The 16,352-nt window shown below is 62.4% G+C and carries 15 protein-coding genes; 9 read left to right on the top strand and 6 right to left on the bottom strand.

All coding sequences use genetic code 11. The features are described from left to right. Positions 1–4: 4 nt before the first annotated feature. The 8 genes from ACPRTJ_RS25455 (at position 5) to ACPRTJ_RS25420 (ending at position 8,662) form a co-directional block, all read left to right on the top strand. Complete coding sequence (locus ACPRTJ_RS25455) at positions 5–1,006, top strand: GTP-binding protein (RefSeq protein WP_327781040.1); 1,002 nt, start codon at positions 5–7, stop codon at positions 1,004–1,006. A gap of 186 nt (positions 1,007–1,192) precedes the next feature. Next, positions 1,193–2,794, top strand: a complete 1,602-nt coding sequence (locus ACPRTJ_RS25450) for a 5-guanidino-2-oxopentanoate decarboxylase (RefSeq protein ID WP_043864007.1) — start codon at positions 1,193–1,195, stop codon at positions 2,792–2,794. Positions 2,795–2,840: 46 nt separating this feature from the next. After that, positions 2,841–3,647, top strand: a complete 807-nt coding sequence (locus ACPRTJ_RS25445; RefSeq protein WP_054914376.1) for an ABC transporter ATP-binding protein — start codon at positions 2,841–2,843, stop codon at positions 3,645–3,647. Positions 3,648–3,727: 80 nt separating this feature from the next. Further along, positions 3,728–4,504 carry a transporter substrate-binding domain-containing protein gene (locus tag ACPRTJ_RS25440; protein ID WP_054914377.1) on the top strand — a complete coding sequence of 259 codons (777 nt, stop codon included), beginning with the start codon at positions 3,728–3,730 and terminating at the stop codon, positions 4,502–4,504. A 36-nt stretch (positions 4,505–4,540) separates the two neighbouring features. Further along, a complete protein-coding gene (locus ACPRTJ_RS25435; RefSeq protein WP_043864005.1) occupies positions 4,541–5,254 on the top strand; it encodes an ABC transporter permease in 714 nt (237 codons plus the stop codon). A gap of 10 nt (positions 5,255–5,264) precedes the next feature. Further along, positions 5,265–5,954, top strand: coding sequence for an ABC transporter permease (locus ACPRTJ_RS25430; RefSeq protein WP_043864004.1), 690 nt, complete (start codon positions 5,265–5,267; stop codon positions 5,952–5,954). A 44-nt stretch (positions 5,955–5,998) separates the two neighbouring features. Continuing rightward, positions 5,999–7,180: a pyridoxal phosphate-dependent aminotransferase gene (locus ACPRTJ_RS25425; RefSeq protein WP_043864003.1), complete on the top strand. Its 1,182-nt coding sequence runs from the start codon at positions 5,999–6,001 to the stop codon at positions 7,178–7,180. A gap of 21 nt (positions 7,181–7,201) precedes the next feature. Then, positions 7,202–8,662 carry an aldehyde dehydrogenase family protein gene (locus ACPRTJ_RS25420; RefSeq protein ID WP_426427544.1) on the top strand — a complete coding sequence of 487 codons (1,461 nt, stop codon included), beginning with the start codon at positions 7,202–7,204 and terminating at the stop codon, positions 8,660–8,662. A gap of 315 nt (positions 8,663–8,977) precedes the next feature. Here the strand turns inward: ACPRTJ_RS25420 and ACPRTJ_RS25415 are convergent, their stop codons facing one another. The 6 genes from ACPRTJ_RS25415 to ACPRTJ_RS25390 all read right to left on the bottom strand — a co-directional run bounded on the left by ACPRTJ_RS25415 (position 8,978) and on the right by ACPRTJ_RS25390 (position 14,667). Further along, a complete protein-coding gene (locus tag ACPRTJ_RS25415) occupies positions 8,978–9,286 on the bottom strand; it encodes a hypothetical protein (protein ID WP_054914380.1) in 309 nt (102 codons plus the stop codon). 500 nt (positions 9,287–9,786) lie between these two features. Next, on the bottom strand, positions 9,787–10,395 hold the full coding sequence (gene hxsA, locus ACPRTJ_RS25410; protein ID WP_426427542.1) for a His-Xaa-Ser repeat protein HxsA: 609 nt from the start codon (positions 10,393–10,395) through the stop codon (positions 9,787–9,789). Then, positions 10,392–11,621: a His-Xaa-Ser system radical SAM maturase HxsC gene (gene hxsC, locus ACPRTJ_RS25405; RefSeq protein WP_054914383.1), complete on the bottom strand. Its 1,230-nt coding sequence runs from the start codon at positions 11,619–11,621 to the stop codon at positions 10,392–10,394. The genes hxsA and hxsC overlap by 4 nt, the downstream gene beginning before the upstream one ends. A gap of 5 nt (positions 11,622–11,626) precedes the next feature. Beyond that, complete coding sequence (hxsB, locus tag ACPRTJ_RS25400; RefSeq protein WP_426427540.1) at positions 11,627–13,114, bottom strand: His-Xaa-Ser system radical SAM maturase HxsB; 1,488 nt, start codon at positions 13,112–13,114, stop codon at positions 11,627–11,629. After that, entirely contained in the window at positions 13,111–13,410 is a 300-nt protein-coding gene (hxsD, locus tag ACPRTJ_RS25395; protein ID WP_054914385.1) for a His-Xaa-Ser system protein HxsD, read from the bottom strand. The genes hxsB and hxsD overlap by 4 nt, the downstream gene beginning before the upstream one ends. Positions 13,411–13,752: 342 nt before the next feature. Further along, positions 13,753–14,667, bottom strand: coding sequence for a LysR family transcriptional regulator (locus tag ACPRTJ_RS25390; RefSeq protein ID WP_043863986.1), 915 nt, complete (start codon positions 14,665–14,667; stop codon positions 13,753–13,755). Between the two features lie 198 nt (positions 14,668–14,865). Here ACPRTJ_RS25390 and ACPRTJ_RS25385 point away from each other — a divergent pair, with 198 nt between their 5' ends. Then, positions 14,866–15,888, top strand: coding sequence for a zinc-dependent alcohol dehydrogenase family protein (locus tag ACPRTJ_RS25385; RefSeq protein ID WP_043863985.1), 1,023 nt, complete (start codon positions 14,866–14,868; stop codon positions 15,886–15,888). Positions 15,889–16,352: the final 464 nt, after the last annotated feature.

The raw sequence follows: 16,352 nt of genomic DNA, 5'->3' as shown, positions 1-16,352 counted from the left end.
TTTGATGAACAAGCAGTCTCCCATTCCGGTGACGCTGGTGTCGGGGTTTCTCGGCTCCGGCAAGACCACCCTGCTCAACAAGATCCTGGGCAGCGATCACGGCTTGCGCATGGCGGTGATGGTCAATGACTTTGGCGCGATCAACATCGACAGCGAGCTGATCGTCAGCCAGACCCAGACCACCCTCAGCCTGGCCAACGGCTGCATCTGCTGCACGGTTGAAAGCGACCTGATCGAGCAACTGGGGCGCCTGCTCGGCGACCGGCAGAACCGCCCGGAGTACATTCTGATCGAGGCGAGCGGGGTGTCGAGCCCGGGCAAGATCGCCCGCACGCTGAAGTACCCGCAGTTTCGCGATGCGCTGTCGATCGACAGCATCATCACGGTGGTGGACACCGAGCAGTTCGGGCAGCTCGAGGGCGAGATGGCGCAGTTGGCCATGGACCAGCTGGACGTGGCGGACATCATCGTGCTGAACAAGGTGGACCGGGTCGAACGCAGCCAGATCGAGGCGCTCAAGAGCCGCTGGCTGTACCCCCGGGCGCGAATGCTCGAATGCCAGTATGGCGATGTACCGCTGGAGCTGGTGCTGGGCGTGGGGCGCGGCAACCCGCTGGCGTCGTTCACGCCGGCCAAGGCGGCCTCAGCGCCGAGCCTGGGCGGGCACGCGGCAGATCACGCCAGCGTGTTCGAGTCCTGGAGTTTCGCCAGCGACAGACCGATGGCGCTCGACACGCTGCGCGCGACGCTGGCGCAACTGCCGGCGTCGATCTATCGGGCCAAGGGCACGCTGCACATCGCCGAAGTGCCGGGCAAGCGGTTCATCATGCACCTGGTCGGCAGCCGCTGCGAGATCCTGCCCGACCGCGCCTGGGGCGATGAAACGCCCCACACTCGGCTCGTGTGCATCGGCAAGCGCGGCACCCTGGCCCCCGAGGCGCTCGAGGCCGGCTTCCAGGCGTGCGTTGTCCACACAAATGACAAGCTTTATTCACATCATGGGTGAAGCGGAATTGGCGACGGCCTCCGGCAGGTTCAGCAATGTGGGTGGTAGTGGCCTTCTGGCCTGTGCGGAGGGGGCAGGAGTGGTGAGCAGATATCAACAATCAGCCAAATTTAATTCGATTGTGGTTGCCCAGCATCTACTGAAAAATGCCTCGGCGGTCTGGTAAAAATAACAGGAGAAGACCCAATGACTAGTTGTGCTCAGGCGCTCGTCAAACTGCTTGAAGGTTATGGTGTGGACACCGTGTTCGGTATTCCGGGCGTGCACACTGTTGAGTTGTATCGCGGATTGCACGGTAGCCGGCTTCGCCATGTCAGCCCTCGCCACGAGCAGGGCGCAGGGTTCATGGCGGACGGCTATGCCCGAGCCAGTGGCAAGCCGGGGGTGTGCTTCATCATCACAGGCCCCGGCATGACCAACATTCTGACCGCCATGGGCCAGGCCTACGCCGACTCGGTGCCGATGCTGGTGATTTCCACCACCAGCCGTCGCGAGCACCAGCGGCTGGGGCACGGTTACCTGCACGAACTGCCTGACCAGCGCGCCATGGTGGCCGGCGTGTGTGCCTTCAGCCATACCCTGCAGCGCCCGCAGGAACTGCCGGAGGTGATTGCCCGTGCCTTCGCGCTGTTCGGTTGCGCCCGGCCGCGCCCGGTTCATATCGAGATCCCGCTGGATGTGCTGGAAATGCCGGCCGATGGCCTGGACCTGAGCCCTCGCGCATTGCCGCTGGCCAGCGCGCCTGCCGAGGCGGCCGTACAGCAGGCCGCCGCCCTGCTGGGCGCGGCACGGCGGCCGCTGATTCTTGCCGGCGGCGGCGCGCGCGGTGCCAGTGATGCACTGCGGGCACTGGCCGAGCGTCTCCAGGCACCCGTTGCGCTGACCACCAATGCACGCGGCATCCTGCCGCCTGCGCACCCGCTGCTGCTCGATGGCGTGCAATCGTCCGCCCATGGCCGTGCACTTTTCGCCCAGGCCGATGTGGTGCTGGCGGTGGGCACCGAGCTGGGCGAAACCGACTACGACTTCTTCGGCCTCGGGCCACTGGCCCTGCAGGTGCCGGTGATTCGCCTGGACATCGACCCGATGCAGATCCTGGGCGTGCAACGCGCAGCCGTCGGGCTGCTTGGCGACGCACGGTTGGGGCTGCAGGCCCTGATCGCAGCGCTGCCCGGGGCGGCCGCAGACAGTGACTGGGCCGCGTTGAACGTGCCGCGGGTCAATGCCGCCGAGCGCGGCAGCTGGACCGGCAGGCAGCAGGCCATGCAGGCGCTGCTGGATACGCTGCGCGACAGCCTGCCGGCGCCGATCCTGGTTGGCGATTCGACGCAGCCGGTGTACCAGGGCGCGCTGGGCTATCGCGCACCGGCCCCGTGCACCTGGTTCAACGCCGGTACCGGGTACGGAACGCTGGGCTACGGCCTGCCGGCGGCCATCGGTGCCAAGGTTGCCCTGCCTGAACGTGCCGTGGTGGCGCTGGTGGGCGATGGTGGTTTGCAGTTCTCGAGCGCCGAACTGATCGCGGCGCGCGAGCACGGCATCGGGGTCATCCTGGTGCTGTGGAACAACCAGTGCTACGGCGAAATTCGCGACTACATGACGGCGCGCGACATTGCGCCCCTGGGCGTGGACATCCTCACGCCGGACTTCGCGGCCTTCGCACGCTCCTGTCATGTGCAGTACCACACCGCCGGCAGCCTGGACGGGTTGCGCGATCTGCTGCAAGGCCTGGAGAGCGGCGAGCCGCACGTCATCGAACTGAACGCCTCGGACTTTCTGCCTGCCTGACGGGGCTGTCCGGTCGGGTTGATCAACAACAATGGGACATCGAAGCATGATCCACGAAAAAGGGCTGCCAAGCGTGCAGTCGACCCCCGTCGTCGCCATCGATGACCTGCACAAGAGCTACGGCGACCATCACGTCCTCAAAGGGATCTCCCTGCGTGCCCATGAGGGGGACGTGGTGTCCCTGATCGGTTCCAGCGGCTCGGGCAAGAGCACCTTGCTGCGCTGCATCAACCTGCTGGAGATTCCCAACGCCGGCAGCCTGCGCGTGAACGACGAGGAAGTCAGGTTCAGGCAGGGGCGTGGCGGGGTGCGCGAGATCGCCGACCTGCGCCAGGTCGAGCGGCTGCGTGCGACCCTGAGCATGGTGTTCCAGAACTTCAACCTGTGGCCGCATCGCACCGTGCTGGAGAACGTGATCGAGGCCCCGGTGCATGTACTGGGTGAGAAGCGCCAGGACGCGATCGCGCATGCCGAGCAGTTGCTGGAGAAGGTCGGGCTGGCCCACAAGCGCCACGACTACCCCTCGTTTCTGTCCGGTGGCCAGCAGCAACGGGTCGCCATCGCGCGGGCACTGGCGGTACGCCCCAAGGTGATGCTGTTCGACGAACCTACCTCGGCGCTGGACCCGGAGCTGGTGGGCGACGTGTTGAAGGTGATCCGCGACATCGCGCAGGAGGGCCGCACGATGATCCTGGTGACCCATGAGATGGCGTTCGCGCGGGATGTCTCCACCCAGGTCGTATACCTGCACCAGGGCCAGATCGAAGAGCAGGGCCCACCGCAACAGGTGATGCTCGACCCGCACAGCGAGCGGTGCCGCCAGTTCGTGATGGCGCAGAACAATCGCTCATAACAACACTATTCATCCGCGGGGGCGTGCCCCTGCATTGTCCGCTGCCAAAAACCAAACAATAGCTGCATAAGGACTGTTAAATGAAAAAGACACTCGTTGCTGTCGTGCACTCGCTCCTGCTGGCCGGGGCGATCAATGTCGCTCACGCCCAGGACAAGGTGGTGTTCGCGATTTCCCAGGAACCCTACCCGCCGTTTTCCTTCAGAAACAGCAATGGTGCGTGGAGCGGTTTCGAGCCTGACCTGATCAGCGAAGTGTGCAAGCGCATGCAGGCCGAGTGCTCGCTCAAGGGAATGGCCTGGGACGGCCTGATTCCGGCGCTGCGCTCCAAGCAGGTGGACGTCATCATGAACTCGATGTCCATCACCCCCGAACGCGAGCAGGTGGTGGACTTCAGCGACCCTTACATCGAGACGCCCGCACTGTGGGTCGGGGATGCCGCCCTGGAACTGACGCCCACCCCGGAAGGGCTCAAGGGCAAGATCATCGGCGTGCAGGGCTCGACCAGCCATTCGGCCTACGTCAAGGAGTACTTCGGCAAAGGCTCGACCATCCGCTACTACAACGACCAGGACGACCTGCTGGCCGACCTGCGCAGCGGCCGCATCGACATCATGCTGGCCGACAAGATCTCGGTGGAGCCGATGCTGGCACTGCCCGACAACGCGATGCTGGCCGGCAAGGGCATCGCGCCGGCCGACCCGCTGTTCGGCAAGGGCATCGGCGCGGCGGTGCGCAAGGGCGACGATGCCCTGCGCGAGAAGCTGAACCAGGCGCTCAAGGCCGTGCGTGAAGACGGCACCTACGACGCCATCGGTGCGCGCTACTTCAAATCCAGTGTCACAGCCGCCCAATGAGGCGGTTGAAACCTGCGCGGGTGATCGGGTGCCTGTATGACCATTTCTGAAATGTCCAATCTGCTGTTCGCCGAGGGCTGGATTCAAACCCTGGCCCAGGGCGCGGTGAAAACCCTGGGTATCTCCCTGGGGGCCTTCGCGCTGGGCCTGTGCATCGGCCTGCTCGTCGCGTTGATCAAGCTCAGGGGGCCACGCTGGATGGTCGCCTGTGCCAACTGCTACACCACGCTGTACCGCGCCGTGCCGGAACTGCTGCTGATCCTGCTGCTGTACTACGCAGGCACCGACCTGCTGAACCTGGCGATGGCCGCGATGGGCCGGCCCAGTGTCGAGATCAACGGTTTTCTGGCTGCGGTCGTGGTGCTGGGGATTGTCCAGGGCGCCTACTCGGGTGAGGTGATTCGCGGCGCCGTCGAGGCCATTCCTGCGGGGCTGGTGGAGGCCGGCAGGGCCTACGGCATGTCGCGGGCAAAGCTGTTGAGCCGGATCATCCTGCCGTGCATGTTGCCGTTCGCCATCGCGGGCCTGTCGAACCTGTGGCTGGTGCTGGTCAAGGAAAGTGCGCTGATCAGCGTGGTGGGCTACAGCGAACTGCTGACCGCCGGGCGTCAGGCGGCGGCCAGCACCAAGCACTACCTGCTGTTCTACCTGGTGGTCGCGGCGTTCTATTACGTCATCACCCTGGTTTCCAGCATGGTGTTCCGCAAGTTCGAGGCCGGCTTCGAACGCTGGATGCCCAGGAACGTATAAGGGGACGATCATGGATTTGACTTGGCTGAATGATTTTTCCAGTGAACTGCTGCGCGGTGCCGGCCTGACCGTGCAGTTGCTGCTCATCTCGGCAGGCTTCGGGTTTGTACTGGCTATCGCGATGGCCCTGGGGCGCCTGTCCAACAGCGTCGTGCTGGCCAACGCCTGCAGGTTTGTCAGCAGCGTGATTCGCGGTACGCCGCTGCTGGTGCAGATCTACATCCTGTATTACGGCGTCGGCAGCGTGCTGGCCAGCTACCCGCTGATCAGGGGCGGGGTGTTGTGGCCCTACCTGCGCGAAGGGTTCTGGTATGTGGCCCTTGCACTGACCTTGAGCGTGGGGGCGTATGTGGGCGAAGTGCTGCGCAGTGGCCTGCGCGCCGTACCCAGGGGCGAGCTCGAAGCGGCACGCGCCTATGGCATGCGCCGCGGGCAGATCCTGCGCAGGGTCTGGTTGCCGCGGGCATTGCAGATGGTCAGGCCAACCCTGGCGGGGGAGAGCGTGATGCTGCTCAAATCCACGGCGCTGGCCTCCACCGTCGCGGTTACCGACCTGCTCGGCGCCGCCAACATCGTGCGTTCGCAGACCCTGCGGGTCTATGAGCCGCTGCTGTTGGTGGCGATCACCTACATCGTCCTGGCCCTGATCATCGAAAAGAGCTTCAAGTTGATGGGCACCACCTCGCAGCGTCGAGTCTAGTGGCTAACGTATTGGCGTCGGTCTGCACGCCACAAGGAATTCAAATGAAGTATTCATCTCTGGTTCAACGCATCAGCGGCGAGAGCGTAGCCGCATGGGACATTCACTATGCTGCCTGCCAGGCGCAGGAGCGGGGCGAGAACGCGATCATCCTCAGCATCGGCGACCCCGATTTCGCGACGGACGATGCGATCTGCGAGGCCGCGATCCAGGCCCTGAAGGCCGGCGATACCCACTACACCCCGGTAGTGGGCCGGGAAAAGCTGCGCGAAGCCATCGCGGCCAAGCAGCGCAAGCTGCTGGGCATACCGGTGGCCGCCGAGAACGTCGCGCTGGTGGCCGGTGCGCAGAACGGCCTGTACGCCGCAGCCATGTGCCTGTTCGAAAGCGGTGATGACGTGCTGGTGCCCGAGCCGATGTACCTGACCTACGCTGCCAGCGTGCAGGCATCCGGTGCGCGGCTGGTGTGCATCGAGCAGCCTGCCGAGAAGGACTTTCGCCTCACGGCCCAGGCGCTTGAAGCCGCACTGACCCCCAACACCCGTGGCATCGCCCTGGCCACGCCGAACAACCCCACCGGCAACGTCTACACCCGCGAGGAGCTGGAGGCGGTGGCGCAGGTGGCCCGGCGTCACGACCTGTGGGTGATCTCGGACGAGGTCTACTGCCAGCTGACCTACGACGCGCCGCACATCAGCATCGCCAGCCTGGAGGGCATGGCCGAGCGCACGGTGGTGCTCAACAGCCTGTCCAAATCCCACGCCATGACCGGCTGGCGGGTCGGCTGGGTGGTGGCGCCCACGAGCCTTGTCCAGCACCTGGACAACCTGCTGCTGTGCATGCTCTACGGTCTGCCGGGCTTTGTTCAGGAAGCCGCGCTCAAGGCCATCGAGCTGGACGATGAGATCGTCGCCTCGGCCCGCGAACTCTACACCCGCCGCCGTGACCTGATCGCCCGGGAGCTGGACGGGGTGCCGCTGATCAAGGGCAAGGTGCCCGAGGCGGGCATGTTCATGCTGCTGGACATTCGTGCCACGGGCCTGTCGGGCGTCGATTTTGCCTGGGCGCTGTTCCGCGAGACCGGCGTCTCGGTGCTCGATGCCCAGGCCTTTGGCGCCAGTTGCGCGGGCTTCGTGCGGGTGTCGTTCACCGTTGCCGACAAGGACCTGCTGGACGCCTGCCAGCGGATCCGCCAGTTCATCGAGAAGCTGCAGGCCGGCCTCTGAGCCGCTTGCGAAGGAATGACGATGCTCCCTCCTGAATGTTCATCCGAAGTGCTCGCCGGCGTGCTGATCGGCGAGCAATGGCTCGCCGACGGCCCGCCGCTCGAAGTCATCAACCCCTCCACCGAGGCGCTAATCGCCACGGTGGGCGGGGGCAACGCTGAAACCGTCGAGCTTGCCGTGCAAAGCGCCGCTGCAGCGTTTGCGCAGTGGTCAACCAGCACTGGCGCGTTGCGTGCCCAGGTGTTGCGCCGCATTGCCCGGGGCATACAGCAGAACCGCCAAACCCTGATGGCGCTGCAATCGCGCAACAACGGCAAGCCATTGGCCGAAGCGGGGCTGGACGTGGACGACGTGATAGCCACCTTTGACTATTACGCCGACCTGGCCCAGGGCCTTGACGCTGCACAGGACCGCGATGTGGAGCTGCCTGTCAGCGACTATGCCGCGCGCTTGCGCCGCGAGCCGTGTGGCGTGGTTGCGCTGATCGTGCCGTGGAACTTCCCCATGGTCACCACGGCCTGGAAACTGGCGCCGGCCCTGGCTGCGGGGTGCACGGTGGTGCTCAAGCCATCGGAGGTCACGCCGTTGCCGGAGCTTGCACTGGCGCGGATCATTCTCGAGGCGGGCCTGCCGGCGGGCGTGTTGAACATCGTGTGCGGTACCGGCCTGGCCGTGGGCGCACCCTTGTCGGCGCACTCGCAGGTGGCCAAGATCTCTTTCACCGGCAGCAACGCGGTGGGGGTTCAGGTGATGCAGCGTGCGGCAGAGACGGTGAAGGGTGTCAGCCTGGAGCTGGGCGGCAAGTCTGCGTTGATCGTGCTGGAGGACGCCGACCTGGAACTGGCGGTCGAGCTGACCTGTGGCGGCGGCTTCTACAACGCTGGCCAGATGTGCTCGGCCACCAGCCGGGTGCTGGTCGCCGAGCACCTGGCGGACGCCTTCGTGGCAAAGGTCAGGGCCCGCGCCCAGGCGATCATCGTTGGCGACCCCTTTGTCGACGGGGTGCAGATGGGTGCGCTGGTCAACCGTGCCCAGTACGAGCGTGTGCTGGCGCACATCGCGCGCGGGCTGGCTTCGGGCGCCCGGCTCGAGTGCGGCGGTGGGCGCCCGCAGGGCTTGGCGCAGGGGTTCTACGTTGCGCCGACGGTGTTCACCGACGTGGCGCTGGACAGCAGCTTGTGGAACGAGGAGATCTTCGGCCCGGTGATCTGCATCCGCCGTTTCGGCACCGAAGCCGAGGCCATTGCGCTGGCCAACCAGGGTGATTTTGGCCTGGTGGCCACGGTGGTCGGCCGCGACCGCGTTGCGGCCAACCGGGTAGCGGATGCCTTGCAGGCCGGCATGGTCTGGATCAATGCGCCTCAGGTGATCTTCCCGCAGACCGCCTGGGGTGGGTACAAGCAGAGCAGCATCGGGCGCGAGCTCGGCCCCTGGGGGCTGGCAGCGTTTCAGGAGTTGAAGCATGTGGTGAGTGCTGGTTGATTGGGGGGGCTGATGGCGTGCTGTTGCGTCGATGATTCACTGCATCGGCAGCTTTGAGGGGCTGCATCCTGTCGCTCGGTTGCCAGCTGGTACTGGCGGTCCGTCTGTGGCTTGTCGTGATGTGGCAGGCCGGCAGGGGGCTGTTGCAGGCTGTCAGGGGGGGCACAGAACATTTTTGACAAGGCTCTAGGCAGGCAGAAAAATTTAAATGAGTTTGCAAAGTGTCTAGAGAGTCCGGGGCGATTAAGTACCTCTTGTTCTGCCAGCTGAGGCAGATGACCCCGTGGCGGCCCTTCAAGCCACCACGCGTTTAGCTTATTTAGTTGGCACGAATGGCGAATCAATCGGCTGGCAGACAATTCGCCACATCCCGCGTACGCCGTCTTCGACCCAAGTGCCTTCCAGCACATTCGAGCCTTCGAAGCGGTGCAGCGTTGCTCTACCGTCGAAGCCTTCTGCTTGCAGTTCGTAATGCCCCGGGCCTTTTGCCTGGCCTCGGTATTGCCAGGTCTGCCCCGCGTCGTCATAGGAGACGGTGATAAACTCGATGTCGATCGTAACCTTGCAGGGTTGATCGAACGAAGCGGCACTGCCGGGGCGGAAGGTGTCCATTTTGGCGTACATGTTGGCGTCCTTGTAAAGATATCAGCAGCGGTTCAGGGCAGCAGCCAAGTGCTGTTGGGGTGGTTGACCGGATGCCGACTGCCTGGCACTGCTCCAGAATCGGCAGAATGTAGGTGATGTTGGTAGGGCCCGGCTGGCCTTCTGCTCTATAACGAGCCGCCCGGCAGAGTGGGCCAGCTTCTTCGTAGTTGTGATTGGAGCCGATTTGCACAGCGTGTGCTTGGCCGAAATGATTGTTACCGGCGAGGTAGTCCAGCGTTTGCTGAAAAGCTGCTCGAGTCAGCGCCAACTGCGAGTCTTCCGATCCGGTCTCAATCACAACACGATTTGCATCAACGGTCGTGATCCGGAAACGGGCGCGACGCGACGGTGTTTGCAGTTCCTTGCCTTGTAGGCGGCTGATCAATGCCCAGAGAGTGTTGTCGACTTGAATGATGTGCTTGCTGCATTGGATAACTCCTTCGTTGCTGAATGGACGCTAGCTTTAGCCCTGAGGCGACTTATGGAATCTTGATACCCAACGCATTCAGCGATGGCGTATCCATCCGACCATTCACGGTCAGCCCACTGTCCATCTGAAAGGCCATCAGCGCACCACGTGTCGCCTTGCCCATCACCCCATCAATGGCGCCTTGGTAATACTGACGCACCATCAGCGCGGTCTGCACACGGGTGACCAGGTTGCTTTTCTGCTCATTGGTCGCGCGGCTCTTTGAAGTGCTCGAACTCGTCCCGCTGGTAGTGCCAGTCGACTGATAAAGGCTGTTGCTGCTGGACGTGCCGCTCGAAGCACTCGGCGCGCTGTAGCTTCGGGTGCTGGTAGCGGGTGTGCTGTAGTAGCGAGGTGCGCTATAGCCACCCGAGCCGCTGTAGTGAGAACTGTGCGAGCTGTGGGACCGGTGTGAACTGTGCGAGCGATGTGCCGCATAGATGTTGACGGTGTCTGGCGCATTGAGCGTATCGGCAAATACTGGGGGCTGTAGCTTGTCGTTGGGTTGCCAGTTCGCATCGGCGAGCGACAGATGGCCTGCCTGTGCCAGGGTGGTACCTGCCATTGGCAGCAAACTGATCCCACTGATCAGGACTTTCCAGCGGTCGAGCAATTTCACTGTGCACTCCTTGCATAGGCGCTAAAGGCCTCGGTCGATAGTAGTTGTATGCCGCGGCTCTGCCAGCGGTCGGTGTGCGATTTGAAGAAGCCAGAGCAATGTTTCACCGCAGCGCATTGCTGGCAGGTATCGATGAACAGGTTCTTCCAGTCCGAGATGCTCTGGCGGGCGAAACGCGAGAGGTGTGCCGGGATCAGGCACAGGGGCAAGTTGTAGATCGAAACCGGCACTCCGCGGTTGAACAGGAAATACACGGCCTGGCTCAATGATTCCTGATAGTCCAGCGGGTCAATCCACAGTTCTTCGTAGTTCTTCCTGGCCAGGCCGGTACTTTCGATACCCATCAGTGCAACGTGCCGCACGAAGGGCAGGTTCCTGAACACGTAGTGGGCGAGTTCTGGCAAGCGTGGCGTGGTCAGGCGGTTGAGCACCACGCGTACCTCGATGATCTGGTTGGCGCGCGCCAGATTGTAAAGACCTTGCAGGGTTTCGCTGAACGCGCCTGGAGCCTGCACTACATGGTCATGGTCTTCGGCATTGTCGGCATACAGTGGGATGCCCCAGCTCAACTGAGGGTGGCCGATTGCAGAGAGCGCTGCGATCCAGTTCGTGTCGTGGAACAGACGCCCGTTGCTGAGCACATGAATGGATTTCTGCGGCAAGACGGCTTTGCACTTGGCCAGGATTTCGAGCAGGCCGTCGCGATAAAGCGTTGGTTCTCCGCCGCTGATTCCCAGATTTTCCTCGCCCGGGTCCATCAGGTCGATCAGCCGTAGGTTCTCTTCGATGTGCCAACGGTCATCGATATCTTTGGGCGGCTGCGAGCACATCAGGCAGAGGCTGTTGCAACGATCGGTCATGAACAGCAGGTTGCTGTCTGAGCCTCGTCGATAGAGCACTCGCACCATCGCGTTGCCTGGTGTGATGGCAATGACATCGCCGGGCTGCACGACATCCGCATCTTTAGGGGTGTGCAGGTGTGGCCGCGCGCTGTCGAAGTCGCCGATCAATGGCTCCGGGATCAGGAATCCACCCACTGGTAACGAGAGCAGATGCGGGCTCCGTAGCCGTTCTTCGTTTGGCAGCCAAAGCAGCAGGTCACCGAACTCAGCACTTCCGGCACAAACAGCCAGGCCTTGTTCGATGAACTCATCCAGAGTGATGACCTTGAGCAGTTTCGGCTCATTCAGGTTATGGATTTCGAAGTGGGTATCTTTTCGCAGCATCGCCTTCAGCCCTTGTACCCCGGGAACCGGACATCACTGTAAGAGCGCCTGTTCAACCAAGACAGCAGCACCCTCTGCACGTTGTCGTCGCCATCGCGAAGCAGGCCGAAAAGATGCTTCAGCAGCCCCATGTTCTTCTTGCAGAAGCTGCTGAACACTCGGTGTCCGATCGGGTCAGCTTGGCGGGCATAGTGTTCGATGGGGTCAGCGCCACAGTACGGGACAAGTGCGCAATCGGAGCAGCCCGGCAGCGCCTCTGCAACACCACTGGCGAGCAACGCATTCATAACGGGCGATGTGAGTAATTCAGACAAGGGTTGCTGCACGGTGCCGAGCCTCAAGCCTTCTTCACCCATCTCCAGCAGCATTCGGGCTTCGTCCGAGGGATAGACGTAACCGTCATAGTTGTAAACCAGCGCCGCAGTGCCAGCGCCAGCAGGGGAACGCAGGTCTACGTAGCCGGAGGAAAAGGGTGTCAGGATATTTTTCAGCAACAGGCTCGTATAACTTTCGCAAAGGTATACGCCCTGTTGATTGATATTCAGCAAATAGGCCAGTGCCTTCTTGTAGAAGACTAGGTATCGCTCAATAGGGTAATCAAGTCGATGGGCACTCTTGGTGGCAAAGCCATAAGGGCTAAGAGGCCGAAGCGAAATGCTGGAGAAACCCTGGCTAACATACTCATCGATGATCGCTTCAGGCTGTTCGAGGCTTCTGGAAGTCAGCGTGGTCAGCGCGGAAACTGAATCTTGGCCAAGGCGCTCACGGACCCACTGGATGCCTTTTACAGTGCGTTCGTAGGAGTCTCGTGACGGGGTAGGGCGGTTGGCATTGTGCAAGGGCGCCGGCCCATCGAGCGAGGTCGAAAACTGGATGCGATGTTGTTCTGCGAAGTCGAGTATTTGCTCCGTCAGGTGGTGCAGCGTGGTTGTAATGACGAATTGGATATCCCGCTGTTCGACCACGTTCCGTTCAACGACCCATTCGACAATCTGGCGGACGCGCTCGAAGGCCAGAAGCGGCTCGCCACCCTGAAACTCCACAGTCAGTGCGGGAGCGTTCGATTCGAACAGGCGATCGACCGCCGCCTGCGCATCCGCTTCCGACAGGTCGTGTCCGGATCCTCCCAGAGGGGCCCGCGACACCTGGCAGTACTGACAGGTGTGGTTACAGCGCAATGTAACCACGAACAAGTGCAGTGCAGGGCCCTGGAAGAGGAAGTCCTTGCGGCTGCGATACTGCGCTGCCATTTCCGGGAACGGGTCGTGGCAGCCTGGTTCGTAGATGAAGTGGCGGGCCAGCAGGTCCTTGTAAAAAGGCGTACTTGCTTGAACGTCGAAGTAACTGAGGGCTCGTAATTGCGCGTCGTTCACGTGCATGTACTCACCGGTATCGGAGGTGAGCAGGATGTCACGGTCATGTCCCGTGTTCATGCGCATGAATCGAAAAGGCAGCAAGCGGTAGTGCTTGGCGTCTGTCGCAATCAGTGTCACTGGGAAATCCCACATCCAGCGAGCGCGGCTCGGGCCAGGACTTCGCGCAGCCCTGCTGTTTCGCGGTTGATATGGTCGCGTAGGGCGAAGTCGTTCAGATGCTGAAGGATCTGCGAGTGGGCCTGCTCCGGGGAAAGCATTAACCTTGCTTTAGCGGGGTGGGCCATGAGGCTTATCTGATTGGCTTCAATGCCGACCTGGATCGTGAAAGTATCGGCAAGGGAATAAGCGGTGCGTTGTACCACGTTGAGCGGGTAGGCTGCGCTGTCGAGTTTCAGCGTGACTGGCCATGTCATCGGAACCGGTCCTTCAAATCCTTTGGGGGCGTGTGGATTTTGCCGATTGAAGAGGCATTATGCCATCATAATTTTTTACATTTGCACGCATTTGTTCAGCGTGGTGGATGGCGCGCTCACAACGACTCGGCCATTGATGCGGGTAGGGGCGGGGGCTCATATCCCTTCAGTCCATTCATCCTCATTAATAGCCTGCTTGCCGCCAGACTGGGGGCATCCTTTTCAAACCATCCAAAGCATGCCCTCAAATATGCCCAAAATGTAGCAATTAGCTGGAAGTAAATGGCTCTTTGAGGCTCGGAAAAAGTAGAAATGACCAGCTAACAAGCATGCGCGAAGCCCCTAAAGACTGTCAGGGTCGCCAAAGAACATCTGAATCCGCGACCGCAACCACCGCTCCCCCGGATCATTGTCCTGCGACCCGCGCCACGCCATATGCAGCTCGAAGCTCTGCACCTCCAGCGGCGGGTCTTCGGCGCGCAGGCCGCCGGCGGCGGTCAGCTGCTCGGCGGTGTAGTCCGGCACCGTGGCGAGGATGTCGGTGCCGGTCAGCAGGCTGCCCAGGCCGTTGAACTGCGGCACGGCCAGCACCACATGGCGCTTGCGCCCCAGCTTCTCGAGGATCTCATCCATGAACCCGCTCAGGTCGCCGGCAAACGACACCAGGGCATGCGGGCGTGCGCAGAATTCATCCAGGCTGAGGCTGCCCGGCTTGCTGTCGGCACGCAGCACCTTGGGCCTGCTGCGACGCAGCACCTTGCGCTTGGCGTTGGCCGGCAGGTCGCTGGTCCAGCTCACGCCCACCGAGATTTCACCCGACGCCAGCAGCGAGGGCATCAGCAGGTAGTTGACCCGGCGCACCACCAGCACGATGCCCGGCGCCTCGGCGCGCACACGTTTGAGCAGTTGCGGCAGCAAGGCGAACTCGGCGTCGTCGGAGAGGCCGATGCGAAACACCGCCGTGCTGGTGGCCGGGTCGAAGTCGGCAGCGCGGCTTACCGCCGTGGAGATGGAGTCCAGCGCCGGGGAGAGCAGGGCGAAGATTTCCACCGCCCGTGCCGAGGGCTCCATGCTGCGCCCGGTACGCACGAACAGCGGGTCGTCGAACAGGCTGCGCAGGCGCGACAGCGCCGCACTGATAGCCGGCTGGCCGAGGAACAGTTTTTCCGCGGCGCGGGTGACGCTGCGCTCGTGCATCAAGGTCTCGAACACGATCAGCAGGTTCAGGTCGACGCGACGCAAGTCGTTACGGTTCATCGGCTTCGCTTCATAGGTCTGGTCGGGGCAGGGGTGAATCTTAAGGGCAAAGACGGTACCCTGCACCGCATAAATTGCGCAGCAGGCGCTATCACCAATCAATGACAGGCATGTTGACTATTAATGGCCACTGATGGTCTAACCGCTATAGCCCCGATAGAGTTGCGGGTATTAGAGGTTCACTAGGCGAGGTTTGCGATGTCCCGCATGATCCGTTTTCACAAATTCGGCCAGGCCGAGGTGCTCAAGTGCGAGGACGTGGCCACGCCGCAACCGGCTGCCGGTGAAGTACAGGTGCGGGTGCAGGCTATCGGCATCAGCTGGTACGACGTGCTGTGGCGGCAGAACCTGGCGCCGTCCCATGCGCGCCTGCCGGCCGGCATCGGCCACGAAATGGCCGGTGTGGTGACCGCCCTCGGCGCCGGCGTCGACGACCTGGCCATCGGCGACAAGGTCGCCAGCTTTCCGGCCACCAGCCCCAACGAGCACCCGGTGTATGGCGAGGTCATCGTGTTGCCGCGCAACGCACTGACCCGCTACCCCGATATCCTCAGCCCGATCGAGGCCAGCGTGCACTACACGCCGCTGCTGATCGCCTATTTCGCCTATGTCGACCTGGCGCGGGCCAAGGCCGGGCAGACCGCCCTGGTCACCGACGCCAGCCACTGCGCCGGGCCGGCCTTCGTGCAGCTGGGCAAGGCCCTGGGCCTGAAGGTGATCGCCGCCACCAAGGACAGCGCCGAGCGCGACAACCTGCTCAAGCTGGGGGCAGAGAAGGTCATCGTGACCGAAGAGCAGGACCTGCTCATGCAGATCAACAAGTACACCGACAACCGCGGCGTGGACATGGTGCTCGATGGCCTGGGTGGCCCGCAGATGTCGTTGCTGGGCGATGTGCTGGCGCCACGCGGCAGCCTGGTGCTGTACGGCCTGCAGGGCGGCAACCAGACGCCGTTCCCGGCCTGTGCGGCGTTCCAGAAGAACATCCAGTTCTTCGTGCACTGCGTGAGCAACTTCACCGGCAAGCCGGAGCTGGGCATCACCCAGGACCAGGTGGCGCTGCAGCGCGCACTGCGCGATATCAACCAGTTCACCGCCGACCGCCAGGTATTGCCACACATCATCAAGGCCTACCCGTTCGACGAGGTCGTCGCCGCGCACCGCCACATGGACGAGTGCCCGTGTGGAGGCCGCGTGGTACTGGTGCTGCCTGACGCCTGACAGGCTGCGCGACACGCCAAGCCCGAGCCGAGTCTCGGGCTTTTTTGTGGAAATTTCTTATTAAAGTTTCAGATGTTTCCTATTTAACTTGTGCGGACTAAGTACGGCGCTTGCGTTATGTTGTGGGCGTGGGAATAAAGACTTTCCGGTGTCCGTAAAATTACATCTTCGCGTGGAAGGGCTGCTGTTTCCTATGGGCGTCGGGCACTGTAGTGCCTAAGGCGGCGCTGTTCATCCAACCATCAATCATCTCAAGGAGCGAGATATGGTGTGCCAGCTGTACTGTTCATGGAGGTGGGGCCCTCGCACGCAACGCGCCGGGGGGCGCTGTCCGGGGCAAGGGTGGTCATCGGGCGATGCTGTTTCGATCTGAGTCGGAACAATCGTAGGAAGTTGTAAGAAACATCCTAAGACCATCATTCTTTTTTTAATTCACTTTGCCGTTGTTGCGCAACGATGTCCTG

Origin of the sequence: Pseudomonas palmensis (assembly GCF_049942755.1) — a bacterium.
In the GTDB taxonomy this organism is placed as follows: domain Bacteria; phylum Pseudomonadota; class Gammaproteobacteria; order Pseudomonadales; family Pseudomonadaceae; genus Aquipseudomonas; species Aquipseudomonas palmensis.
This window is presented reverse-complemented; position numbering and strand designations above follow the sequence as displayed.

Bases quoted from the DNA above. Each gene is read 5' to 3' on its own strand.
- ACPRTJ_RS25430 (WP_043864004.1), top strand. From the start codon at position 5,265: ATGGATTTGACTTGGCTGAATGATTTTTCCAGTGAACTGCTGCGCGGT.
- ACPRTJ_RS25455 (WP_327781040.1), top strand. From the start codon at position 5: ATGAACAAGCAGTCTCCCATTCCGGTGACGCTGGTGTCGGGGTTTCTC.
- ACPRTJ_RS25445 (WP_054914376.1), top strand. From the start codon at position 2,841: ATGATCCACGAAAAAGGGCTGCCAAGCGTGCAGTCGACCCCCGTCGTC.
- ACPRTJ_RS25440 (WP_054914377.1), top strand. From the start codon at position 3,728: ATGAAAAAGACACTCGTTGCTGTCGTGCACTCGCTCCTGCTGGCCGGG.
- ACPRTJ_RS25435 (WP_043864005.1), top strand. From the start codon at position 4,541: ATGACCATTTCTGAAATGTCCAATCTGCTGTTCGCCGAGGGCTGGATT.
- ACPRTJ_RS25390 (WP_043863986.1), bottom strand. From the start codon at position 14,667: ATGAACCGTAACGACTTGCGTCGCGTCGACCTGAACCTGCTGATCGTG.
- ACPRTJ_RS25415 (WP_054914380.1), bottom strand. From the start codon at position 9,286: ATGTACGCCAAAATGGACACCTTCCGCCCCGGCAGTGCCGCTTCGTTC.
- ACPRTJ_RS25450 (WP_043864007.1), top strand. From the start codon at position 1,193: ATGACTAGTTGTGCTCAGGCGCTCGTCAAACTGCTTGAAGGTTATGGT.
- hxsC (WP_054914383.1), bottom strand. From the start codon at position 11,621: ATGCTGCGAAAAGATACCCACTTCGAAATCCATAACCTGAATGAGCCG.
- ACPRTJ_RS25385 (WP_043863985.1), top strand. From the start codon at position 14,866: ATGTCCCGCATGATCCGTTTTCACAAATTCGGCCAGGCCGAGGTGCTC.
- ACPRTJ_RS25425 (WP_043864003.1), top strand. From the start codon at position 5,999: ATGAAGTATTCATCTCTGGTTCAACGCATCAGCGGCGAGAGCGTAGCC.
- hxsD (WP_054914385.1), bottom strand. From the start codon at position 13,410: ATGACATGGCCAGTCACGCTGAAACTCGACAGCGCAGCCTACCCGCTC.
- ACPRTJ_RS25420 (WP_426427544.1), top strand. From the start codon at position 7,202: ATGCTCCCTCCTGAATGTTCATCCGAAGTGCTCGCCGGCGTGCTGATC.